This window comes from Yersinia alsatica (assembly GCF_025133195.1).
Lineage (GTDB): Bacteria > Pseudomonadota > Gammaproteobacteria > Enterobacterales > Enterobacteriaceae > Yersinia > Yersinia alsatica.
The window spans coordinates 1,785,191-1,809,844 of sequence record NZ_CP104006.1 but is presented as its reverse complement, the minus strand read 5'-3'; the positions used below and the strand labels follow the sequence as shown (position 1 = coordinate 1,809,844).

Below are 24,654 nucleotides of genomic sequence, written 5' to 3'. Positions count from 1 at the left end.
AGGTCAGCGAATAATGCCGCGGGTCGAACGTTCAAAGAAATCACTGAATGCCTGAACCGCCGGATGTTGCTGCGCCAGCTCGGCAATTTCTGATTTAACTTCGTCCAGAGTCCGGCCACTGCGATACAACAGTTTGTATGCATTGCGGATGGCATGAAGTGATTCTTTGTCGAAGCCACGGCGCTTCAACCCTTCGATATTAATACCAAATGGCGTCGCGTGGTTGCCTTGAGCGATGACAAAAGGAGGCACGTCTTGAGCGACGCCTGAACAACCGCCCACCATAACATGCGCGCCGATCACGCAGAATTGGTGAACTGCCGTCATACCGCCAATAATGGCATAATCGTCAATTTCTACATGCCCACCCAACGTTGCATTGTTTGCCAGAATGCAACGATTGCCAATGATGCAATCATGGGCTATATGGGCATTGATCATGAGTAAATTATCGCTGCCTACTTTGGTTAACCCACCACCTTGGACAGTGCCACGGTGGATAGAAACACTTTCGCGGATACGGTTACGATCGCCGATCTCGACACGAGTAGGCTCGCCTGCATATTTCAGATCTTGGTTAGCTTCACCAATCGAAGCAAACTGATAAATCTGATTATCACAGCCGATTTTTGTTATTCCATTAACGACGACATGGGATTTCAGTTCCGTGCCAGCGCCGATTTCCACCTGGGATCCGACAAAGCAGAAGGGGCCGATATGAACGCCGGCGCCTATAATGGCACCTTCTTCAACGATAGAACTTGGATGGATAACGGCGGTTTTGTCAATCACGTATCAGGACTCCTTAACGTCAGGCTTTACAACTGCTGCTTCTACTGGCGCTGTTGCCGGTTTGCTACGAGCACACATCATGGTTGCCGTACAAACGATTTCACCATCAACTTTTGCCACACCAGTAAAGCGAGTCAGACCACGGCGTTCTTTGACAAACTCAACTTCCATGATCATTTGATCGCCAGGCACCACTGGGCGTTTGAAGCGAGCTTCATCAATACCAGCAAAATAATAAAGCTCACCTGGTTCAAGTTTACCACGGCTCTTAAATGCCAAAATCCCGGTAGCCTGAGCCATCGCTTCTAATATCAACACACCAGGGAAGATTGGCTTGCCCGGGAAGTGGCCTTGGAAAAATGGCTCGTTGAAAGAGACGTTCTTCACTGCACGCAGAAATTTGCCTTCCTCAAAATCGAGGACGCGATCTACCAGCAAAAACGGAAAACGGTGCGGGAGTAGATCCAAAATCTCTTCAATGTGCAGAGTATGAGTGTCAGTAGTCAAAATACTCTTCCTGTCTAAAAACTGATGCTATCAACAACACGGCCTGCACAGCCCCAAAAAGGAGGCATTAGGCAGGCCGCAAATTATGAACTCTTTACACTTACTTTTGGTATTAACTACCAATAAGTTTGATTATTTGCTCAGAGTTTCGGGCTTGAGTGATTATTCTTTATCGATTTTGCGCTCAATAGCTTTTAAGCGTTTATTAATCCCATCAATATTCATCACTAAAGCAGCTGTCTTGCGCCAAACTTTATTCGGTTGTAGCGGAATCCCGGAGGAGTATAACCCAGGTTCGGTGATTGGACGCATCACCATTCCCATCCCAGTGATTGTGACTTTGTCACAAATCTCCATGTGACCATTGATCACACTGGCACCGCCTATCATACAATAGCGTCCAACTTTCAGACTGCCTGCCATGATAACACCACCCGCAACTGCGGTATTGTCGCCAATCACAACGTTATGTGCAATCTGGCATTGGTTATCAATGATAACGCCATTACCAATAATCGTGTTATCCAATGCCCCACGGTCAATTGTTGTACAGGCGCCAATCTCAACACGATCGCCAATATGTACAGAACCTAGCTGAGGAATTTTTATCCAGTTACCACGATCATTTGCATAGCCAAAACCATCTGCACCAATGACCGTACCGGATTGGATCAGACAGTTCTGTCCAATCACCACTTCATGATAAACGGAGACATTGGCCCACAAACGGCTACCTGCACCAATGTGAGTATTCTTACCAATAAAGCAGCCTGCACCGATAACAACGTTATCACCCAGCACAACACCGGACTCTATTACTGCATTTGCACCAATAGAAACGTTCTCTCCCAGCGTTGCCCGCGGAGAAATTACCGCACTTGGCGCGATATCTTGCGCTGGCTGAGGGGTGGTATCCATTATCTGAGCCATGCGCGCATAGGTTAAATAAGGATTTTTAACGACCAAAGCCGCAGATTTACAGAATGGTAAATCTGCCTCAGTCAGTACCACAGCACCTGCATTGCAGGTCGCGAGTTGTTCCTGATAGCGGCTGTTTGACAAAAATGTGATTTGCGAAGGCTCGGCAGAATGCATAGAAGCGATGCCGGTGATGACGAGATCGCCATCACCGTGCACCTGTGCATCCAACTGCTGGGCTAAATCAGCCAGTCGAATTGAAGGCATGTTTTATTTAACCTGTTTCAGCACGTCAGCAGTGATATCTTTAGAAGAGTCAGCATATGCAACAGCATTTGCATCGATCACTACGTCATAACCGCCTTTGCTGGCAACAAGTTTAACAGCATCCTGAATACGGCTCAGAATTTTGTTACGTTCTTCCATCTGACGACGGCGATTGTCTTGCTCAAAAGCCTGGGCTTTAGTAGAGAAAGTTTCACGCTGTTTCATTACGTCGCTTTCCAGCTTGGTACGATCGCTGGCTTTCATGGTAGAACCGTCACGTTGCAGCTTCTGCATTTTAGTCTGCAGATCGCGCTCCATTCCTTGCAGTTCGGTTGCACGGCCTTTGAATTCATTCTCCAGCTGCTTAGCTACGGTTTCACGCGCAGGTAATTGTTGGAAAATGCTGGAAACGTTAACAATAGCAATCTTGTCAGCGGCTTGAACGCTGGCTGAAGCAGCCAATGCTAAACCTAGACCTGCGGCACACAACCACTTTTTCACTATAAACTCCTTACCATTACCCGTTTGTGTCAGAGACACCTTGAAGTGCACTTAATACTGAATAATCCCTAGCATAGCGCCAACCTGAGCTGACGCTACTTTAGGTTATTTCAACTACCAGTGCTGTCTTTAAAATTCAGTACTGCTTTGCCAATCAATTACCAAGTTTTACCAATGTTAAACTGGAATTGCTCTGACTTGTCGCCTTCGTAATCTTTAACCGGTTTAGCATATGAGAACACTAATGGCCCCAATGGAGACATCCATTGCAAGGACACACCGGCAGACACACGAATATTGCTAGCTTTACTGTAATCAGGTATGCCAGCAGCACGCGTCTCTGCGGTATTTTCCCAATTAGTATCCCATACAGTACCGGAGTCAATAAAGAATGAGGTACGTACAGAGTTCGAGTATTTCTCGCTAATAAACGGTGTTGGTGTAATCAGTTCTAAACTGGCCACCGCCATCGCGTTACCACCGACTGCATCGGTAGAATTAGTAACTGTAGTCCCATTATTGCCGTAATACGCAGCTTTTGGACCAATGTTATTTGATCGGAAGCCACGAACCGAGCTGGAACCACCTGCATAGAAGTTCTCATAGAATGGCATCTCTTTCGAACCGATACCGCCGCCATAACCCAAGCGACCACGGCCCAAGAGCACCCATGAACGATCTTCATCCAATGGCTGATACGCTGATGTATCGAATGTCACCTTGTAGAACTCATTATCAGAGCCAGGCACGGTAACTTTCGTATTCACCGATGATTTCACCCCCGAAGTCGGGAAGAAACCACGGTCAAGGTTGTTATATGTCCAACCCAGGTTCAGCGTAAAGTCGTCAGTAGTAAAGCCTTCGCGACCTGTATAGCTTGGTCGTTGGCCTACTGAATCCAGATAGCGCCACATCGCGACTTGCGGTTCCATATCAGACAGGTCGTTATGGACATAACCTAAGCCAACACGCAATGAGTTATTTTCATTGATAGGGAAGCCTAAAGTACCGTCAACACCGTAGCTGCTGTTGGTATAGCCAGACAGGTCCGCGTTATCTGCTTTAAAGTCATTATAGAAGATACGCCCGCCCAGACTTACACCATCAACAGTGAAGTAAGGGTCAGTTAAGGTAAATTCAGCATAAGTCTGGTAGTCGTTCTTCGTACCGTTAATACCAACGGTATTACCCGTACCCAACCAGTTATCTTGCTGAACGCCAACCTGGAAGCTTACGCCACTTTCAGTACCGTAACCGATACCAAAGTTCAGGCTACCTGTGTTTCGTTCTTTAACTTTGTAAGTCACATCAACCTGATCAGCGGTTCCCGGAACACGCTGAGTTTCAACATCAACGGTTTCGAAATAGCCCAGACGGTTCAAACGCTCTTTACCAGCTTCGACCTGATCATTACCCAACCATGCACCTTCCATCTGGCGCATTTCACGGCGCAATACGGAATCTTTACTGGTGTCATTGCCTTCGAAACGAACATTACGAACATAGAAACGGTTACCCGCATCTACATTGATATGCAGTTTGACAGTTTTATCAGCGTCGTTAATTTCAGGCTGAGATACTACACGCGGGTAGGCATAGCCGTAACGGCCCAACATCTTCTTGATGTCTTCTTCCATGCGTGTGACTTTGCTGCCGTTAAACAATTCACCCGGCTCAATCTGGGTCAGCTTATCAGCTTCAGATTGATGGCCCGCAAGGTTACCGCTCACAACCACACTGTTAAGCTTGTATTGATTGCCTTCAGTAATATTGATGGTGATATAGATGCCTTTTTTATCTGGCGTCAGGCTCACTTGAGTCGAATCGATATTAAAGCGGGCATAACCACGGTCCAGATAGAAACTGCGCAAGGTTTCAAGGTCACCGGCCAATTTCTGCTTCTGGTATTTGCGATCACCAACAACGTTCCACCATGGCACTTCATCACGCAATTGGAAGCGCGAGATAAGTTCATCAGTTGTGAAACTGTGGTTACCTACGATGTTAATCTGCTGAATTTTAGCAGATACACCCTCAGTAAAGACCAGTTTGAGATCGACACGATTACGCGGTAGTGGCGTAACGACAGCTTTCACAGATGCGCTGTATTTACCCACACTGTAGTAGAAGTCTTCGAGTCCTTTTTCAATGCTGGATATAGTGGTACGGTCCAGGGCTTCGCCAACCCGGACGCCAGAGGCTTCCAGATTCTGCTTAAGCATGTCATCTTTCACCGCTTTATTACCGGAGAAAGTGATGCTGGCAATCGTTGGGCGTTCTTTGACTTGAACAATCAGCGTATCACCATCGCGCAGGACACGAACGTCCTCGAAGTTGCCTGTAGCAAACAACGCACGGATAGTTTTACCGATGTCATCATCACTGACGGTATCGCCTACGCGAACCGGCATATTAAGTAACGCCGCACCGACGGCGACCCGTTGCAGGCCTTCGAAATGAATATCTTTCACTACGAACCCGTCTGCACCGTATACGGTGGCGCTGCCAAACAGCAGCGACGCTATGAGCAACTTTTTCATCGCCATCGTTGTTATGCGTTCTTCCTAACCTATCCCCTGCCGTTAAAGACGGGAGAAATCATTGAAAAGTGCAAGCCCCATTAATAGCACCAGCAAAACCGAGCCGATGCGATAACTGAAGTCTTGTACTCGCTCAGAAACCGGCCCACCCTTCAGCTTTTCTATCGCCAGGAAGAGCAGATGTCCACCATCTAACACCGGTAACGGGAACAAATTGATAATGCCCAAATTGACACTGATGAGTGCCAAAAACATCAGGTAATATACCAACCCGTACTCAGCTGAAACCCCAGCACCTTGCGCAATAGATATCGGGCCACTCAAGTTATTCAGCTTAACATCACCAGTAATCAGTTTACCCAACATGCTTACCGTCAACCGCATCAACTGCCAGGTTTTATCCCCAGCTTGGTAGAATGCCGTAAACGGACCATATTGGCGAATCGTTCTATATTCATCCGGAAGCGGTATAACTTTCGGCACTACACCCGCAAAACCTTCACTGCGGTTTTCTCCAACCGATTTTGTATCTGGTATCAAGGTTAAAGACAAGGGGGTACCGCCCCTTTCAATATCTAACACCAGCGCTTTACCGGGGTTATCTCGAACTTGTAAAACAAATGTTTGCCAACGATCCAATAACTGACCGCCAACTTTAACTATCCTATCCCCCGCTTGTAAACCCGCCTTTTCTGCCGCTGACCCTGGTTGAACTTCTGCCAGAACGGATTCAATCTGCGGTCCACGAGGAATAATACCCAATGCTACGACTGGGTCTTGTTTATCTGGTTCAAATTGCCACTGACGCAAATCCAAGGTTTTTTGCACCACATTGGCAGAACCAAATGGAGCAACACCAACCTGTGTTTGCTTATCGCCAATTTTACTGACTAATGCCAAACGAACAGAATCCCAGTCAGGCGTTTCGATACCATCTACAGACTTAAGTTCCATTCCCGGAGAAATATTGGCTTGTGCAGCAATGGATTGTGGCGAAATATCACCCACAACCGGGCGCACACTTGGCACACCAATGATAAACACTAGCCAGTATGCAATCACCGCAAAAAGGAAGTTGGCAATAGGACCCGCGCTGACGATTGCCGCACGTTGTAAAACAGTTTTGTTGTTAAAAGATTGATGGCGAAATTCTGGCGCCACAGCTTCGACGCGCTCATCCAACATTTTAACGTAGCCGCCCAATGGGATAAGGGCGATAACATACTCGGTACCCTGGCGATCAGTCCGGCGCCATAGCGCTTTACCAAAACCAATCGAAAAGCGCTCGACACGGACACCACAGCGCCGCGCCACCCAAAAGTGGCCAAATTCATGCACTGTAATTAAGATCCCCAGTGCGATAATAAACGCGGCCAGGCTCCAGAGTATGCTCATCATATTCCCTAAACTCCCCGTCAGTGACGGATTAAAACACTAACAGCATTAAGCAGGCAAATACCGGCACAGCTGCGGTCAGGCTATCGATACGATCCAGTATCCCACCATGACCAGGAATCAAATGACCACTGTCTTTAATTCCCGCTTCACGTTTAAACATACTTTCAGTCAAATCGCCGAGTACCGAGGCCAATGCAGCAACCACGGAACAGATTAACAGCTTTTCCGGGATGATATCCAACGGAGCGTATCGACCAAACAACCATGATATCAGAGCTGATGTCAGTAAACCGCCAATTAATCCTTCCCACGTTTTACCTGGTGAGACTTTAGGCGCTAATTTGTGTTTACCGAACAGTTTTCCGAACATATAAGCGCCGGAATCAGCCCCCCACACCAAGAGCATCACATACAGTAGCCACCAGGCGCCGATATTGTGGTTCTGTTCATAGCCATACTGACGCAACGCAACCATGCCCCAGAAGAACGGAACAATCGTCAGAATGCCGAAAATTATACGCAAGAGGCGAGAGTCGCGCCAGAACACTGCTGATCGTGGGTAAGTAAGCACCAACATCAATGCAGCTATCCACCAGCCCATAGAGAGCCAGAGTGGCACACTCACTTGCGGGAGATGCGCTGAATGCTGATAGGCAGGGAGACTAAGCAGCATTAAAACCAGAAGAAAACCACAAAGTATGGCTAACCAAATACGCTGAGAACGACTGGCAAACCCGGCTAATTGCCCCCACTCCCAAGCTGCAAGCATGCAGACAACGAGAGTAACAATAGCAAAACCAACCGGCGGAAGCAGGAACAGTGCACCAATGACAACCGGAATCAAAATCAAAGCAGTTATGAGACGATACTTCAGCAAAAGTTCCCCCTAGGATGCAGTGGCATCGATAGGTGTAGTTCCCCCGAAGCGACGCTCGCGTTGTGCAAATGCATTCAGCGCACCTTCAAAGACATGTTCATCAAAATCAGGCCAGAGTACATCAGTAAAGTAAAGTTCAGCATAGGCAATTTGCCACAACAAGAAATTACTGATGCGATGTTCACCACCGGTTCTGATCACTAAATCTACCTCAGATTGCTCATGCAGGCAGATATGCGAGTTTAGCGATTCTTCACTGATATCTGCGGGTTGCAACTCGCCTCGCTGTACTTGCTCAGCTAAGTGACGCATTCCCTGAATAATATCCCAACGGCCACCATAATTGGCAGCAATGTTAAGCTTCAGACCGTCATTATCTGCAGTTAACTCTTCTGAGCGACGGATCCGTTGTTGCAAACGTTCACTAAATCGACTGATATCACCAATAACTGATAAACGAACATTATGTTTATGCAGACTTTTTACTTCACTGTCCAGCGCTCGAACAAAAAGCTCCATCAGAGCGGTGACTTCTTGAGCAGGGCGATTCCAGTTTTCACTACTGAAAGCATAAAGCGTGAGTGCATCTAATTGATGAGAAGCGGCAAAACTCACAGCCCGGCGCACCGACTTCACCCCTGCTTTATGACCGAAAACCCTTAATTTACCCCGATTTTTAGCCCAACGCCCATTGCCGTCCATAATAATAGCAACATGACGCGGGATTAGGGGGGACAAGTTAGCCCTATCTTCATTTACAGACGACATAATGCGAACTCATTTCCTCAATAAATCAATTGTTCGTCCCGAACATTAGGCCGTAAGCGCACAAAAAAAGCCGTGTACCAAGTCACGGCTTCTTAAGTGACAGCCAAAATAGACGGTTTAAATACCTATTGGGCCACTAATCAATGGTCTATCCATCCATTGATAATGCTGACTATATCATCTCAGCTCTGCCCTAACAAATTCCCACATCCGCAGATAAGGCTTTTAATTATTCAATTTTGCTATTGCTTTCGTTGCCATATCACGGGCTTGGCGGTCAATTACCAGCACCTCGTCCACACTGGCAGGTTCTTGCAACGATAAATGCTCCACTACATTACGATTGATTGCTGCAATGTCAGTGAAACGAATTCTCGAATCCAGGAATGCCATCACAGAAATTTCATTCGCTGCATTCAGCGCCGTGGTTGCGGCTTGCCCTGCGTTGCATGCATCAATTGCCAGCTTCAGACATGGATAACGTTGATAATCCGGGTCACCAAAGGTCAATTCACGAATCTTGCAAAAATCCAGAGGGGCGACACCAGAATTAACCCGCATCGGGTACGCCATCGCATGCGCAATAGGTGTGCGCATATCTGGTGTTCCCATCTGTGCCAATACACTCCCATCATGATAGCGGACCATTGAGTGAATGACAGATTGAGGATGCAAAATGACTTCTATCTGCTCAGCGCTGGCATTAAATAACCAGCGAGCCTCAATATACTCTAGCCCTTTATTCATCATTGTCGCCGAATCGACTGAGATTTTACGCCCCATAGACCAGTTGGGATGCGCACAAGCTTGATCCGGTGTGACATCGGCAAATTGTGATAACGGGGTTTCACGCAGTGGGCCGCCAGAGCCGGTCAAAATAATGCGCGAGACACCATTCTCACTCAAAGAAGAATAGCCTAATTGGCGCTGAACTTTTTCAGGTAAACTCTGAAAAATAGCATTATGTTCGCTATCTATGGGCAACAACTGCGCATGGCTGTGCCTCACCTCATCCATAAAGAGCTTGCCACAGGTAATTAGCGACTCTTTGTTAGCCAGTAATACCTGCTTGCCTTTACGGATCGCTGCTAATGTAGAAGGTAACCCAGCCACGCCCACAATAGCCGCCATCACCTGGTTGACTTCATCTAAAGCTGCTAATTCACAAGCCGCCTTTTCACCGGCGTAAACTTCGGTTCGAGAACCATTTTCAGCTAATAATTGACGCAATGCAGCAGCCGAGGCTTCATCTGACATTGCTGCATAGCGGGGTGTGAACTCAAGGCATTGCTGAGCCATCTGTTCGACATTGCGACCAGCAACCAGGGCAGTTACTTTGAATAATTCGGGATTTGCGCGCACAACACCCAAGGTGCTGTTGCCGATGGAACCAGTAGAACCAAGAATAGTCAGTTGCTTCATGAGAGTGCTCTGAATAACTGTTTTTATGATAGGCGAGGCATTAACCGACCTGCACAACAGGCGATAATTTTTTATCCTCATACCCAATTTTATGGCGCTTTATTGTCGATAAGCTTATTACGCCGATAATCTATTGCTCTAATAACGTATTGTTTTAATAAGATATTTAGCCAATAAAGTATCAGCCTAATAAAACATTAAACCGACTAAAAACAAAGCGCCGCCGAAGCGACGCTCTGCCATTACGAATGAGGATTAGAAATCCATCAACTCGGTTTCTTTTGCAGCCAAGGCCGCATCAACTTTCTTGATGAAAGCATCGGTCAGCTTTTGGATATCATCTTGAGAACGGCGATCTTCGTCTTCACTGATCTCTTTATCTTTCAACAAAGCTTTCACTTTTTCGTTTGCATCGCGACGCACGTTACGGATAGAAACGCGGCCCTGCTCTGCTTCTGCGCGCACAACTTTAATCAAGTCTTTACGACGCTCTTCAGTCAATGCTGGCAGTGGAACACGAATAACAGTACCCGCGGAAGAAGGATTCAGACCTAAATCAGAGGTCATGATCGCTTTCTCAACGGCGGCGCTCAAACTGCGGTCAAAGACGGTCAACGCCAGAGTACGGGAGTCTTCAACAACGATGTTAGCCAGCTGGCGCAATGGCGTAGCAGTGCCATAATACTCAACCTGAATGCCATCAAGAATACTTGGAGAAGCGCGACCAGTACGAATCTTACTAATATGATTCTGGAAGACTTCTAAGCATTTCTCCATGCGTACTTCGGTATCTTTTCTAATTTCGTTAATCACGTTGTGAACCCTTGAAAACTGGTTACTTGTCAGGCCATAACTTAAGTATAGCCGGTGAATATACAAACCAACAGTTGCTGGCTAAAGGGGCAAACGCTCAATCCAGATGCCCCTGACAGTACGGGAAGTCGCTTATTTAGCTACCGCTGCCACTTCTTTAGTGATCAACGTCCCTTCATTCTCGCCCATCACCACACGGCGCAGAGCACCGGGTTTATTCATGTTGAAGACACGAATTGGCAAATTGTGGTCACGGGCCAAAGTGAAGGCCGCCAGATCCATAACTTTCAACTCACGCTCTAAAACGTCTTGATAGGTTAACTGTTCGTACAATGTCGCGTCAGGATTTTTCACCGGATCTGCGGAGTAAACCCCATCGACTTTTGTTGCTTTCAATACAACATCAGCTTCAATCTCGATACCGCGCAGACAAGCCGCAGAATCCGTGGTGAAGAATGGGTTACCTGTACCCGCAGCAAAAATAACCACTCGGTTGTGGCGCAGCAGGCTGATTGCTTCGGCCCAGCTGTAATTATCACACACACCATTAAGTGGAATAGCAGACATCAGGCGGGCGTTCACATAGGCACGGTGCAGTGCATCTCGCATTGCCAGGCCGTTCATTACGGTAGCCAGCATTCCCATGTGGTCGCCCACTACGCGGTTCATCCCTGCCTGTGCTAAACCGGCACCGCGGAATAAGTTACCACCGCCAATGACCACACCGACCTGAATGCCCAATTCGACCAGCTCTTTAACTTCTTGAGCCATGCGATCCAAAACGCTTGCGTCGATACCAAAACCTTCTGCGCCTTGCAGGGCTTCGCCACTAAGCTTAAGCAGGATACGCTGATATACGGGTTTTGCATTGGTTGCCATGGTGTTCTGTCCTAAGCAGCAGTAAAAATATTGGAGACTTGACCGTCAGAACTTCAAAGCCATATTTTGCGTTGAAAACTAGCCGGACTAAGATTATACCCTAAATAATTCGAGTCCTCAGGAGCCCACATCAGTAAATAACTGAGCTGAACGAAGGCAGTCAACACACCTGTAACTTGAAGAATGACGGATATTGGGTAGATAAAATGGAACCGCCTATTGGCGGCCCCATTTTTAGCATTAAGACTGTTTGCTCATTGCTGCAACTTCAGCAGCAAAGTCAGTCTCAACTTTCTCAATGCCTTCGCCCACTTCGAAGCGGATGAAGTTTACAACGTCAGCGTTGTTCTCTTTCAACAGATCGCCAACAGTTTTGCTTGGGTCCATTACGAAGTTCTGACCAGTCAGAGAAACTTCGCCGGTGAACTTACGCATACGGCCTTCAACCATCTTCTCAGCAATTTCACGTGGTTTGCCGGATTCGATAGCGATGTCCAGCTGGATTTGGTGCTCACGAGCAACAACTTCAGCAGGAACATCTTCTGGCTTAACGTATTCAGGCTTGCTTGCAGCGATGTGCATAGCAATGTGCTTAACCAGCTCTTCATCAGCGCCAGTTGCCGCAACCATAACACCGATACGTGCGCCGTGCAGGTAAGTACCCAGAATATCGCCTTCCAGAGCAGCGATACGACGGATATTGATGTTCTCACCGATTTTAGCAACCAGGTTAGCGCGTTGTTCTTCAAACTTAGCTTTCAGAACTTCAATATCAGTGATTTTGTCAGCCAGAGCCGCGTTGATAACTTCTTCGCCGAATGCTTTGAAGCCAGCATCTTTAGCAACGAAGTCAGTTTCGCAGTTCAGTTCCAGAATCACACCGAATTTGCCGTCAGCTGAAACTTTAGCCAGGATGATGCCTTCAGCAGCGATACGGCCTGCTTTCTTGGCAGCTTTAGCCTGACCAGATTTACGCATATTGTCGATGGCAAGCTCGATGTCGCCGTTAGCTTCAACCAACGCCTTTTTACATTCCATCATGCCTGCGGCAGTACGCTCACGCAGTTCTTTTACCAAAGCAGCGGTAATAGCAACCATTTCAATTTCCTCGGTTCTCTTGTGAAAACAAGATCTCACATTAGATACGCAAAGGGGGCCTATAAAAGGCCCCCTAACCAACATATTTCAATACCTGGTTAATAAGGGCTCACACCGAGCCTGACTTATTATTCAGCTTCTACGAAGCTTTCTTCCGCTTGAACGGCCAGATCTTGAGAACGACCTTCATTGACGGCGGTAGCAACAGCGTTCAGGTACAGTTTAACTGCACGGATTGCGTCATCGTTACCTGGGATGATGAAGTCAACGCCATCTGGATCGGAGTTAGTATCAACGATAGAGAATACCGGGATACCCAGGTTGTTAGCTTCTTTGATAGCGATGTGTTCATGATCAGCATCAACAACAAACAGTGCGTCTGGTAAGCCGCCCATGTCTTTGATACCGCCCAGGCTGTTTTCCAGCTTGTTCAGTTCACGAGTACGCATCAGCGCTTCTTTTTTGGTCAGCTTGTCAAAGGTGCCGTCTTGAGACTGGATTTCCAAATCTTTCAAACGTTTGATGGACTGACGAACAGTTTTCCAGTTAGTCAGCATCCCGCCCAACCAGCGATGGTTCACGAAGAACTGGTCGCAGTTGTTGGCAGCGTCTTTTACCGCTTCGCTTGCTGCGCGTTTAGTACCAACGAACAAGATCTTACCTTTACGGGAAGAGATCTTTTTCAATTCAGCCAGAGCTTCGTTGAACAGTGGTACGGTCTTTTCCAGGTTGATGATGTGAACTTTGTTACGTGAGCCGAAGATGAAAGGCTTCATTTTCGGGTTCCAGTAACGGGTCTGGTGACCGAAGTGAACACCGGCCTGGAGCATGTCGCGCATGGAAACAGTTGCCATGATTAAAACCTCTATAGTATCAGTTGGGGTTATGCCTCCACGTGTCCCATAACGCCGACCCCATAAGAGATTGATAATAATCAAAAACTTTAGGGCACCCCGGCGTATGTGTCGACACGTGTGTGTTATTTACACATATGAGTGCGATTGGTATTACTCAGCTAAACAACGCATTTGCCACAAGAACAGAGTGCGGTTCGCCGGCGCGCTTTATACCATAAACAGCCACGACACACCAACTTTTGTTGCATTTAATGTCGTCACTGCAAACGAAAGTTTGGCAGCAAATTGCAGGGCTGGTACCATTGTCAGCAGATTTTTTATTAATCGATATTTACCTGCTCATTTTCTGCATTTAATTAATAACGGCGGCTAGAGATTTACAGCCCCTACGGACACTTTTGCATGGCAATCTCAATCAAAACACCTGAAGATATTCAAAAAATGCGCGTTGCTGGCCGCTTGGCTGCTGAAGTGCTGGAAATTATTGAACCTCACGTAAAGCCGGGGATTAGCACCGGTGAGCTTGATCGTATTTGTCACGACCATATCACTAACCACCAGCAAGCGGTTTCTGCATGTCTGGGCTATCACGGTTTTCCGAAGTCAGTCTGTATTTCTGTCAATGAAGTTATCTGCCACGGCATTCCAAGTGATGAAAAAATACTGAAAGATGGCGATATCGTTAATATTGACGTTACTGTGATTAAAGATGGCTTCCACGGCGATACCTCAAAAATGTTTATCGTCGGCAAACCGACTATTTTGGGCGAACGTTTGTGCCGCGTGACACAAGAAAGCCTGTATCTGGCGATCAAAATGGTCAAACCGGGTATCCGCTTGCGTACACTGGGTAAAGCTATCCAGAAGTTTGTCGAAGCAGAGAACTTTTCAGTGGTGCGTGAATATTGCGGTCACGGTATTGGCGAAGGTTTCCATGAAGAGCCACAAGTTCTGCACTACGATGCTGATGACGGTGGTGTGGTGCTGCAAGCCGGTATGGCCTTCACGATTGAACCTATGGTCAATGCAGGCGATTACCGCATCCGTACCATGAAGGACGGCTGGACAGTAAAAACTAAAGATCGCAGCTTGTCGGCGCAGTATGAGCATACTATTGTGGTAACCGATAACGGCTGCGAAATAATGACGTTGCGCAAGGATGACACCATCCCCAACATCATAACGCACGAGTAACAATGACAAGCCGGCTCCCGCCGGCTTTTTTATGGGCTGCGTTTTTCAGCGGATTTTTATCTACGGGAAATATATGTCTGACAATCACACCGAGCACTCTACATCACTGGCGGTAACGAAGGTCATTCCGGAGCAGCCCGCGCCACCGAATACCTATCTTGATAGCGAACTTAATTGCCCGATACTCAAGCAGCGGTTAGAGATTTTCCAATCCTGGCTGGCTGATGCATTCAATGGCGGAATCAGTGCAGAGATACTCATTGCCGCGCGCAGTGACTACATTGACCACCTGCTCCAGCGATTATGGACATTCTATGGCTTCGATGATGTGCCCGAAACTGCACTGGTCGCCGTCGGTGGCTATGGTCGTGGTGAGCTGCATCCATTATCCGATATTGATGTATTAATCCTCAGCAAACAGCGTCTGGATGAAGAGCAGGCCCAGCAAGTCGGTCAGTTGATTACTCTGCTATGGGATTTGAAGCTGGAAGTTGGCCATAGCGTACGTACGCTGGAAGAGTGTTTGTTAGAAGGGCTGGCCGACCTCACCGTGGCCACTAACATGATTGAATCGCGTTTGATTTGCGGCGATGTTGCCCTATTTCTACAGATGCAAAAGCATATTTTCAGCGATAGTTTCTGGCCATCGCCTAAATTTTTCCATGCCAAAGTTGCCGAGCAACAAGAGCGGCATAAGCGTTATCACGGTACCAGCTATAATCTGGAGCCGGATATCAAAAGCAGCCCCGGTGGTTTAAGGGATATTCATACTCTGCTGTGGGTTACCCGCCGTCATTTTGGTGCCACCTCCTTAAGTGAAATGGTCGATTTTGGCTTTCTAACCAAAGCGGAACGCAATGAGCTGATTGAAAGCCAGAGTTTTTTATGGCGTATCCGCTTCGCACTGCATTTGGTCCTGACCCGCTACGATAACCGCCTGTTGTTCGACCGTCAGTTGAGCGTTGCCCAGCTTTTGCAGTATCAAGGCGAAGGCAATGAGCCCGTCGAGCATATGATGAAAGATTTCTATCGAATGACTCGCCGGGTAAGTGAGCTGAATAACATGCTATTGCAGCTGTTTGATGAAGCCATATTGGCGTTGGATACCCATGAAAAACCGCGCCCATTGGATGATGAATTTCAATTACGTGGCGATTTAATAGATCTGCGTGATGAAAACCTCTTTGTTCAGCAGCCTGAAGCCATTATGCGCATGTTCTATTTGATGGTGCGGAATCAGGACATTAAAGGGATTTACTCCACCACGGTGCGCCGTTTGCGCCATGCGCGCCGGCACCTGAAACAGCCGTTATGTCATATTCCTGAAGCCCGTAAGCTGTTTATGGCTATTTTACGCCATCCCGGTGCTGTTTCCCGCGCATTGCTGCCAATGCACCGCCACAGCGTGCTGTGGGCTTATATGCCGCAGTGGGGCAGTATCGTCGGGCAGATGCAATTTGACCTGTTCCATGCTTATACCGTCGATGAGCACACCATTCGGGTTTTACTGAAACTTGAAAGTTTCGCCGATGAAACCACCCGGCCACTCCATCCCCTGTGCGTAGAGCTTTACCCGCGCTTGCCCCAGCCTGAATTATTGCTACTGGCCGCGCTATTCCACGATATTGCCAAAGGGCGTGGGGGTGACCATTCTATTCTCGGCGCGCACGATGTTTTGGAGTTTGCCGAACAGCACGGGCTGAACTCCCGCGAGGCGCAACTTGTGGCCTGGTTAGTCCGTTGCCATCTATTGATGTCCGTAACAGCTCAACGCCGTGATATTCAAGATCCAGAGGTTATTCAGCAATTCTCCGCCGAGGTGCAAAGCGAAACGCGCCTGCGCTATTTAGTCAGCCTGACGGTAGCTGATATTTGCGCCACCAATGAAAATCTGTGGAATAGCTGGAAACAAAGCTTATTGCGCGAGCTTTATTTCGCCACCGAGAAACAGCTGCGTCGTGGGATGCAAAACAGCCCGGATCTCCGTGAGCGCGTGCGCCACCATCGGCTACAGGCGCTGGCACTGTTGCGGATGGATAATATTGATGAAGAAGCATTGCATCGTATCTGGAGCCGTTGTCGGGCGGATTACTTCTTGCGCCATTCGCCGAATCAGTTGGCCTGGCATGCACGCCATTTGCTTGAGCACGACTCAACCAAGCCACTGGTATTAATTAGCCGTCAGGCAACCCGTGGCGGGACCGAGATATTCATCTGGAGCCCTGACCGCCCATCGCTATTTGCCGCCGTGGTCGGTGAATTGGATCGCCGCAACCTGAGTGTCCATGATGCACAGATTTTCACTAACCGTGATGGCATGGCGATGGATACTTTTATCGTGCTGGAGCCAGATGGCAGCCCACTGGCACAAGATAGGCACCCGATTATCAGGCATGCCTTGCAACAAGCCATGACTCGGACAAACTATCAGCATCCGCGCGTCAGGCGGTTATCACCTAAATTACGCCATTTCAGTGTGCCGACTGAAACTAACTTTTTGCCCACTCATAATGAGCGCCGGACTTATCTGGAGTTAATCGCACTAGACCAGCCGGGTTTATTGGCTCGTGTCGGCGAGATTTTTGCGGACTTAGGGCTATCACTGCATAGCGCGCGCATCACCACTATCGGCGAGCGGGTAGAGGATTTATTTGTGTTGGCCGATAAAGATCGCCGTGCTTTGAGTATTGAAACGCGTCGTGAATTAGCACAACGGTTGACAGATACCCTCAATCCGAACGATAAACTGTGATACAAATAACTTTTTAACGATTAATTTTCTTACAATCGGTTACCCAAAGCATTGGCGTTGCAGCTATCACTGCGGCAGCGTCAAGTCAGATGGGTATAACATCAGGAAAGAGACCAGGATGCAGCAACTACAGAACGTTATTGAAACCGCCTTCGAGCGTCGTGCAGACATTACTCCGGCAAATGTAGACACCGTAACGCGCGAAGCGATTAACCATGTGATTGATCTGCTGGATACCGGTGCCTTGCGGGTTGCAGAAAAGATTGACGGTCAGTGGGTCACCCACCAGTGGCTAAAAAAGGCGGTGCTGCTGTCTTTCCGTATCAATGATAACCAAGTAATGGAAGGCGCTGAAACCCGTTACTACGATAAAGTACCAATGAAATTTGCCGGTTATGATGAAGCACGTTTTCAGCGTGAAGGCTTCCGCGTGGTGCCGCCAGCAACCGTGCGTAAAGGTGCATTCATTGCCCGCAATACCGTGTTGATGCCTTCTTATGTGAACATTGGTGCTTTCGTTGATGAAGGTACCATGGTTGATACATGGGCCACCGTGGGATCTTGTGCGCAAATTGGTAAAAATGTTCATCTGTCCGGCGGTGTGGGTATTGGCGGCGTATTGGAGCCACTGCAAGCTAACCCAACGATTATCGAAGATAACTGCTTTGTTGGCGCGCGTTCAGAAGTGGTTGAAGGGGTTATTGTCGAAGAAGGCTCGGTTATCTCAATGGGTGTCTTCATCGGCCAAAGTACCCGCATCTATGATCGCGAAACCGGTGAAATCCATTATGGCCGCGTTCCTGCCGGCTCGGTTGTCGTTTCAGGCAACCTGCCATCGAAAGACGGCAGCTACAGCTTGTACTGCGCAGTTATCGTGAAGAAAGTTGACGCGAAGACCCGTGGTAAAGTCGGTATTAACGAGTTATTACGCACCATCGACTAAGATTAAAGATAGCGGGCTAATCCCCCGCTATTTTTTTTGCCTTGTATGTTAATCACATACTTTTGCAAAAATTATCATCATAATCATAAACTGTGGAATATATACCCAATAGATTTCGAGTTGCAGGTAGGCGGCAACTGAATGAATCCAAGGCGTTGAGATAGCTCAATGACTTGGGTGAGTGATGGCAGCCAACAACCCTGCATCTTGAAAGATGACGGGTATAAAAACAAAAAAGGTGGCGCTATGTATGACAATCTGAAAAGTTTAGGAATCACGCAGCCGGAAGATGTCGATCGCTATAGCCTGCGTCAGGAGGCCAATAACGACATTCTGAAAATTTACTTCCGCAAAGATAAAGGCGAGTTTTTTGCTAAGAGTGTGAAATTCAAATATCCACGTCAACGCAAAACTGTGGTTGCTGATAATGCCGGTCATGGCTATAAAGAAATCAATGAAATCAATCCAAATCTTCGTTATGTCATTGATGAACTTGATCAATTGTGCAAACGCGATCAGATTGAAGTTGATTTAAAACGTAAAATTCTGGATGACTTACGTCACTTAGAAAGCGTTGTCGCCAATAAGATTTCTGAAATTGAATCTGACCTGGAAAAGCTGACTAACGGCCGCTAAGTCGGACTAGATTTTTTATCTACCTGAAATCATTGGAGTTGCAGGTAAGTGAGTATCGCTACCACTCCCGCAACTCCAAGTATTAACAACTAGAAAATCTGCTCATTGCAGTAAACGCCCCCACAGCTTGACCCAAGGCGCAGAAACAATTTCTGGTTCTGGGTGCTCAGTAGCATCAATTTCCAGTCGTTCGCCAATTCTCGTTGCACCCTGCTCTTGCAACAATTCATCGAAAGTACGCCCGGCACCGCAGAAACTATCGTAACTGCTATCACCCAATGCAATAACACCATAACGCAGCTCTGGTTGGAACCCGACTTGATCGCGCACCGCAACAAATAGTGGGGCAATACTGTCAGGGAAATCACCCTGCCCGGTTGTTGACGTAACCACCAACACATAATGTTGACGATAATACTGCCAGGCCTCTAACGTCCCTTCGTCAAACACTTTTACCTCGTGCCCCTGCTCTTTCAGTATGTTCTCGGCTTCTTCTGCGACCAACAATGCATTGCCGTAAACTGTGCCGACAAAAATCCCGACCTGGGCCATAAAAGATATTTCCTTTTAACTAGAAAAATTAGTCACTATCCTGACCCGCAGTAGCCGGAAACTCAACCCTTTCAAGATGAGGGGCAATACCCTGCCAACCAAAATGTGACATCAGTTGTTGCCAGGATTCATCCCAGCGCGCAGTCAGGCTCAGTGGCTCGCCAGTCACGGGATGATTCAACTGCAAATGGCTGGCATGAAGCATCAGGCGCGAACAACCAAAATGCTGAGCAACCCCACGATTTTGGCGCAGATCGCCATGGGCGCTATCACCGATAATTGGGTGGCGAATATGCGCCATATGTCGGCGAAGTTGATGCTTACGCCCGGTTTCCGGCTGCAATTCTAATAAACTAAAGCGCGCAGTGTCATAGCGCCCAATAGCGACAGGAGCCTCTACCTGCGCCACAGGCTGATAATGAGTGACTGAAGGCTGAGGGGCCTTATCTGGCCGGGAAAATTTATCTGCAATTTTGTCCAGCTCTTCCGTCATTTCATAATCAATAGTGTCACCAGCCAAGACATATCCTCGCACCACCGCATGATAAGTTTTTTGGATTTGGTGCTGTTCAAATTGTAATGAAAGCGCGCGAGCGACATCGCTGGATAGCGCCATCAACAATACACCCGATGTCGGGCGATCCAGCCGATGAACGGTATACACATGCTGACCAATCTGGTCGCGTACTGTTTGCATCACAAACACGGTTTCATTGCTGTCCAGCCAACTACGATGTACTAGCCAGCCAGCAGGCTTATTTACCGCAACTATATGTTCGTCTTGATAGAGTATTTCCAGCATCAGTGACTTTCTTTATTCAGTAGGTCGTCGAGACGCTGTAATTCAACCAGCAGTGCGGTGCAATCCGGGCGGTCTTCACCACTCAAGGCCTCTTCAAAATAGGGAGTAATAGCAAAACGGGTTGGAAGCACACCGTTCGATTCCAATAATGCATACATCCGAGGAATAAGTACCCATTGCAACCACTGTTCAGCATCCATGGTATCGATGCTAAAAGGCTCGTTACTTTCGAAAGCTTCGGCTTGTGGCGGTACTGCTTGCCAGAGATCAATTTCCCGCATGACAAGCTCAATATTCTGTAGGCTCTGACGCACCTGATTTTCTGTATTCATGATTATGCTCTCAACCAAAAAACAACCATTCACCGGGCTGGTTCAACGGCGGCCAAGCATACCATTGAAGCCAAGGATGCCCAAGTTCACACCCTAGCTTACAGATTCGGATTGAGCAAAATACAGATAAAAAAAGGGGTACTGTTTTACCAGTACCCCTCAATTCGTTTCATAGCAATCCAGCTAAAATTGATGCTCCCTGCTCAATCCTTGAAAACTTTTCCGTATGGTTATCCTAACCAGCAATCCGTCGCGTTGTCCTACACCATCCCGGCGTCAATCCTGAGGTTATCCTAACCCACCAATCATCCTGAACTGGCTCTCAATCTCCATCCTGGAGGTGTCCTTAGTTTCATCCTGAAACATCCCTTCACTCATCCTAAGCAGTCCCTGTGTTCTTCATCCTGAAGTGGCACCATCCTGATACCGTCCTTCTCCACCAGATCCTATCCAGCGAATAAAGGATCGCTTAATCGACAAAGAGAGACAAGGTACTGAAAGAATAATGAGGCAGGCACTTTTATATATAAAAAAATGAATGTTTATAACAAAGTGATTTTATTGAAGATAAGCCTAATACAATAATTTCACATAAAAATAATAGAAGTGATGTCTCACAGCCGGTGTGCGAGATCTCTCACACCGGCTACATCTGAATAAACAATAACCTTTTCTTTATTCAGGTAATACTGGGCGTAGTGCATCCAAGAAATGGACCAGTGTTGATGCTAGCAGTGTCCGTTTCCCACTACCAAACTCTTCGAGCACCACATTACCGCTGACGTTGCAGAGTGAAGCCATGGTCATTTCAGATTCTGTGGTTGCTAAAAATAGTGTCGGCGAGAGTTTTAATCTTTTTTGTGTGACCAAATGACCAATCAGATTCTCTTGCAAACGAATAAAATCATCTTCGCTCCAGACCTGTAGCAAGGTAAAACGGTGATCACCTAAATCTGCTTTCATATCCCCAGCATATTGCCGGGTATAAAACTCATGAATATCTGGATGCAGTTGAATCTCCAGCGCACGTTCAATATTGGCAAGGTTGGCCTCAGCGACAAAAGGCTGAGGCGACCAAAACACCTGAGAATCCTGAGTTTTCACAATACAAGGAGAAGGAACGCCGTAGAGTTCGTCACTGGCAGGCAGGTGCCCAGTTTGCTGCTGCCACAAATCAATATAACGTTGAGTAAAGCTGTTCAGTGCCGTTGAAACGTTCTGGTCCATGGTTATTCTCAGTATCGCCGCAGCTTCGGTTGCACTAAAGGGGGCAGAACACCCACTCAGAAATGCAGTTAAACGCAGCATTAATTGATAAACTATGGCTATTGTACCTATCTCTCATCATGGAAACAGCATGTCTTCATATCAAGACCATCAGTCTCTGGCGGAACTGACGCTAGGCAAACCGACCGCTTATCGCGACCACTATGACGTCAGCTTGCTACAGGCTGTACCTCGCAGCATGAACCGCGAACCTCTCGGTTTATATCCAGATAACCTCCCCTTCCATGGTGCAGATATCTGGACAATGTATGAGTTGTCCTGGCTGAACAGCAATGGCCTGCCACAGGTCGCAGTGGGCGAAATCAGCCTGAATGCAGATAGCGTTAATCTGATTGAATCAAAAAGTTTTAAGCTTTATCTCAACAGTTTTAACCAAACTGTTTTTGCTGACTGGGAAAAGGTACAAGCCACTCTGCAACAGGATCTGGCTACCTGCGCGCAAGGTGATGTCAGTGTCCGGCTATATCATCTGGACGAATTGACCCATCAGCCAATTGCTAATTTCTCGGGAGAGTGTCTGGATCAACAAGATATTCGTATCGATAGCTATGAATTCAATGCTGATTACTTGCAGGATGCCGCCGGTAAAAATCGAGTAGAAGAGAGTTTGGTCAGCCACTTACTCAAATCTAACTGCTTGATAACCCACCAACCAGATTGGGGTTCAGTACAAATTAGCTATAGCGGCCCGCAAATTAACCGCGAAGCATTGCTGCGCTATTTGGTCTCTTTCCGCCACCATAATGAATTTCACGAGCAATGTGTTGAACGTATTTTCAATGACATTATGCGTTTTTGTCAGCCAGAAACACTGTCGGTTTATGCTCGCTATACCCGACGCGGAGGGCTGGATATCAATCCATGGCGCTCCAATACTGACTTTGTACCGTCAACCGGCCGTTTAGCACGGCAATAAATGCGGGCGCGTGCGCAAGATTACAGCTCGAATACGTTAATATTGGTAAAAAGTGACTGGCAACGTTAAGGTTAATTACAGGATCTTCATGCTCTTTTCAGATGAAAAAATCAGTAATGGACACTTAGAGGGCTCTCTGATATTCCACGGAAAAACAGAAAGCGGCGCTCTGATACACAAGTACTACCACCCCCCAGGGGTGTAAAGGAGTAACTTTGATTACACATATCAGCCCACTCGGCTCAATGGATCTGTTGTCACAGCTCGAAGTGGATATGCTTAAGCGTACAGCAAGTAGTGATCTATACCGTTTATTCCGTAATTGTTCCTTGGCTGTTCTCAATTCAGGTAGCCTGACGGATAACAGTAAAGAACTGTTATCTCGCTATGAAACATTTGATATCAATGTATTGCGTCGTGAACGTGGCGTAAAACTCGAGTTAGTTAATCCCCCAGAACATGCTTTTGTTGATGGTAAAATTATCCGCTCATTGCAGGCAAACCTGTTTGCGGTCTTGCGCGATATTTTATTCGTAAATGGGCAGATTGTGAGTACCGAACACTCCCAACATCGGCATACAGAAAGCTCCAGTCATTTGACCGACCAAGTCTTCTCTATTTTACGTAATGCCCGTGCCCTACATATCGATGAAGAACCTAATATGGTTGTTTGTTGGGGCGGTCATTCAATCAATGAAAACGAGTATTTATATGCCCGTAAAGTGGGTAGCCAACTCGGTTTACGCGAATTAAATATCTGTACCGGCTGTGGGCCGGGAGCGATGGAAGCACCGATGAAAGGAGCCGCTGTAGGCCATGCCCAGCAGCGCTACAAACAAGGCCGTTTTATCGGTATGACCGAGCCTTCAATTATTGCAGCTGAGCCACCAAACCCACTGGTCAATGAGCTGGTCATCATGCCAGACATTGAAAAGCGGCTGGAAGCCTTCGTCCGTATTGCACATGGGATTATTATTTTCCCAGGCGGCGTAGGGACTGCGGAAGAATTACTTTATCTGTTAGGGATTCTAATGAATCCAGATAACAGTGAGCAGGTATTGCCGCTGATCCTCACCGGGCCAAAAGAGAGCGCAGATTACTTCAGGGTTGTCGATGAATTCATCATGAATACGCTAGGTGATGGAGCGCGCAAATACTATCAGATTATCATTGACGATCCGGATGAAGTCGCGCGTCAGATGAAGAAATCGATGCCATTGGTAAAAGAGAATCGTCGTAATACCGGCGACGCTTATAGCTTTAACTGGTCTATTCGTATCGAGCCTGACTTGCAGCATCCTTTTGAGCCAACACACGAGAATATGGCTAATCTGGATTTGTCTCATAATCAACCACCGGAAAAACTGGCCGCAGCATTACGTCGTGCTTTTTCTGGCATTGTGGCAGGTAACGTCAAAGAAGTTGGAATCCATGCCATTGAAGCTCATGGGCCATTCAAATTGCACGGTGACCCGTTGCTCATGAAGCAAATGGACCAACTGTTGCAAGGCTTTATCGCTCAACATCGTATGAAGTTACCGGGCACGGCTTATACACCTTGCTATGAAATCTGTAGTTAGGGATAGATATCTAGCTAAAGAAT

General features: G+C 47.3%; 23 protein-coding genes. 6 read left to right on the top strand and 17 right to left on the bottom strand.

Annotated features, from left to right (window positions below; translation table 11 throughout):
* Positions 1 to 3: 3 nt before the first annotated feature.
* The 13 genes from lpxA to rpsB all read right to left on the bottom strand — a co-directional run bounded on the left by lpxA (position 4) and on the right by rpsB (position 13,634).
* Positions 4 to 792: an acyl-ACP--UDP-N-acetylglucosamine O-acyltransferase gene (gene lpxA / locus N0H69_RS07910; RefSeq protein ID WP_050152407.1), complete on the bottom strand. Its 789-nt coding sequence runs from the start codon at positions 790 to 792 to the stop codon at positions 4 to 6.
* A 3-nt stretch (positions 793 to 795) separates the two neighbouring features.
* Positions 796 to 1,299 carry a 3-hydroxyacyl-ACP dehydratase FabZ gene (gene fabZ, locus N0H69_RS07905; RefSeq protein WP_032910240.1) on the bottom strand — a complete coding sequence of 168 codons (504 nt, stop codon included), beginning with the start codon at positions 1,297 to 1,299 and terminating at the stop codon, positions 796 to 798.
* 162 nt (positions 1,300 to 1,461) lie between these two features.
* Positions 1,462 to 2,484 carry a UDP-3-O-(3-hydroxymyristoyl)glucosamine N-acyltransferase gene (gene lpxD / locus N0H69_RS07900; protein WP_050124030.1) on the bottom strand — a complete coding sequence of 341 codons (1,023 nt, stop codon included), beginning with the start codon at positions 2,482 to 2,484 and terminating at the stop codon, positions 1,462 to 1,464.
* Positions 2,485 to 2,487: 3 nt separating this feature from the next.
* Complete coding sequence (gene skp / locus N0H69_RS07895; protein WP_050146530.1) at positions 2,488 to 2,985, bottom strand: molecular chaperone Skp; 498 nt, start codon at positions 2,983 to 2,985, stop codon at positions 2,488 to 2,490.
* Positions 2,986 to 3,143: 158 nt separating this feature from the next.
* A complete protein-coding gene (gene bamA / locus N0H69_RS07890) occupies positions 3,144 to 5,531 on the bottom strand; it encodes an outer membrane protein assembly factor BamA (RefSeq protein ID WP_050109919.1) in 2,388 nt (795 codons plus the stop codon).
* 36 nt (positions 5,532 to 5,567) lie between these two features.
* Complete coding sequence (rseP, locus tag N0H69_RS07885) at positions 5,568 to 6,923, bottom strand: sigma E protease regulator RseP (RefSeq protein ID WP_050109920.1); 1,356 nt, start codon at positions 6,921 to 6,923, stop codon at positions 5,568 to 5,570.
* Positions 6,924 to 6,951: 28 nt separating this feature from the next.
* Positions 6,952 to 7,800, bottom strand: coding sequence for a phosphatidate cytidylyltransferase (cdsA, locus tag N0H69_RS07880; protein WP_050124029.1), 849 nt, complete (start codon positions 7,798 to 7,800; stop codon positions 6,952 to 6,954).
* Positions 7,801 to 7,809: 9 nt separating this feature from the next.
* Positions 7,810 to 8,568, bottom strand: coding sequence for a (2E,6E)-farnesyl-diphosphate-specific ditrans,polycis-undecaprenyl-diphosphate synthase (ispU, locus tag N0H69_RS07875; protein WP_050109922.1), 759 nt, complete (start codon positions 8,566 to 8,568; stop codon positions 7,810 to 7,812).
* A 225-nt stretch (positions 8,569 to 8,793) separates the two neighbouring features.
* Positions 8,794 to 9,990 carry a 1-deoxy-D-xylulose-5-phosphate reductoisomerase gene (ispC, locus tag N0H69_RS07870; protein ID WP_050109923.1) on the bottom strand — a complete coding sequence of 399 codons (1,197 nt, stop codon included), beginning with the start codon at positions 9,988 to 9,990 and terminating at the stop codon, positions 8,794 to 8,796.
* Positions 9,991 to 10,245: 255 nt separating this feature from the next.
* Positions 10,246 to 10,803 (bottom strand): ribosome recycling factor, encoded by a 558-nt coding sequence (frr, locus tag N0H69_RS07865; RefSeq protein WP_005164052.1) that lies wholly within the window; start codon positions 10,801 to 10,803, stop codon positions 10,246 to 10,248.
* Between the two features lie 132 nt (positions 10,804 to 10,935).
* Positions 10,936 to 11,682 carry a UMP kinase gene (gene pyrH, locus N0H69_RS07860; RefSeq protein WP_050078627.1) on the bottom strand — a complete coding sequence of 249 codons (747 nt, stop codon included), beginning with the start codon at positions 11,680 to 11,682 and terminating at the stop codon, positions 10,936 to 10,938.
* Between the two features lie 240 nt (positions 11,683 to 11,922).
* Complete coding sequence (gene tsf / locus N0H69_RS07855; protein WP_050109924.1) at positions 11,923 to 12,780, bottom strand: translation elongation factor Ts; 858 nt, start codon at positions 12,778 to 12,780, stop codon at positions 11,923 to 11,925.
* Positions 12,781 to 12,908: 128 nt separating this feature from the next.
* Positions 12,909 to 13,634, bottom strand: coding sequence for a 30S ribosomal protein S2 (rpsB, locus tag N0H69_RS07850; protein WP_050124028.1), 726 nt, complete (start codon positions 13,632 to 13,634; stop codon positions 12,909 to 12,911).
* A 405-nt stretch (positions 13,635 to 14,039) separates the two neighbouring features.
* On the opposite strand from rpsB, the gene map reads away from it, so the two are divergent.
* The 4 genes from map to N0H69_RS07830 all read left to right on the top strand — a co-directional run bounded on the left by map (position 14,040) and on the right by N0H69_RS07830 (position 19,162).
* Positions 14,040 to 14,831, top strand: coding sequence for a type I methionyl aminopeptidase (gene map, locus N0H69_RS07845; RefSeq protein ID WP_050152406.1), 792 nt, complete (start codon positions 14,040 to 14,042; stop codon positions 14,829 to 14,831).
* 73 nt (positions 14,832 to 14,904) lie between these two features.
* Positions 14,905 to 17,583 (top strand): bifunctional uridylyltransferase/uridylyl-removing protein GlnD, encoded by a 2,679-nt coding sequence (gene glnD, locus N0H69_RS07840; protein ID WP_050152405.1) that lies wholly within the window; start codon positions 14,905 to 14,907, stop codon positions 17,581 to 17,583.
* Positions 17,584 to 17,701: 118 nt separating this feature from the next.
* Positions 17,702 to 18,526, top strand: coding sequence for a 2,3,4,5-tetrahydropyridine-2,6-dicarboxylate N-succinyltransferase (gene dapD / locus N0H69_RS07835; protein ID WP_004391708.1), 825 nt, complete (start codon positions 17,702 to 17,704; stop codon positions 18,524 to 18,526).
* 246 nt (positions 18,527 to 18,772) lie between these two features.
* Positions 18,773 to 19,162, top strand: coding sequence for a DUF3461 family protein (locus tag N0H69_RS07830; RefSeq protein WP_004706707.1), 390 nt, complete (start codon positions 18,773 to 18,775; stop codon positions 19,160 to 19,162).
* A 102-nt stretch (positions 19,163 to 19,264) separates the two neighbouring features.
* On the opposite strand, the gene N0H69_RS07825 is transcribed toward N0H69_RS07830, so the two are convergent.
* From N0H69_RS07825 to syd, 4 genes are all read right to left on the bottom strand, one after another.
* Complete coding sequence (locus tag N0H69_RS07825) at positions 19,265 to 19,714, bottom strand: flavodoxin (protein ID WP_050152404.1); 450 nt, start codon at positions 19,712 to 19,714, stop codon at positions 19,265 to 19,267.
* Positions 19,715 to 19,742: 28 nt separating this feature from the next.
* A complete protein-coding gene (gene truC / locus N0H69_RS07820; RefSeq protein ID WP_050152403.1) occupies positions 19,743 to 20,516 on the bottom strand; it encodes a tRNA pseudouridine(65) synthase TruC in 774 nt (257 codons plus the stop codon).
* Positions 20,516 to 20,848: a YqcC family protein gene (locus N0H69_RS07815; protein WP_050152402.1), complete on the bottom strand. Its 333-nt coding sequence runs from the start codon at positions 20,846 to 20,848 to the stop codon at positions 20,516 to 20,518. The genes truC and N0H69_RS07815 overlap by 1 nt, the downstream gene beginning before the upstream one ends.
* A 675-nt stretch (positions 20,849 to 21,523) precedes the next feature.
* On the bottom strand, positions 21,524 to 22,075 hold the full coding sequence (syd, locus tag N0H69_RS07810; RefSeq protein WP_050109964.1) for a SecY-interacting protein: 552 nt from the start codon (positions 22,073 to 22,075) through the stop codon (positions 21,524 to 21,526).
* 130 nt (positions 22,076 to 22,205) lie between these two features.
* Here syd and queF point away from each other — a divergent pair, with 130 nt between their 5' ends.
* Together queF and ppnN are read left to right on the top strand one after the other, a co-directional pair.
* Positions 22,206 to 23,051 (top strand): NADPH-dependent 7-cyano-7-deazaguanine reductase QueF, encoded by an 846-nt coding sequence (gene queF, locus N0H69_RS07805; RefSeq protein WP_050152401.1) that lies wholly within the window; start codon positions 22,206 to 22,208, stop codon positions 23,049 to 23,051.
* Between the two features lie 215 nt (positions 23,052 to 23,266).
* Positions 23,267 to 24,631, top strand: a complete 1,365-nt coding sequence (gene ppnN / locus N0H69_RS07800) for a nucleotide 5'-monophosphate nucleosidase PpnN (protein ID WP_050109932.1) — start codon at positions 23,267 to 23,269, stop codon at positions 24,629 to 24,631.
* The last annotated feature ends 23 nt before the right edge of the window (positions 24,632 to 24,654 follow it).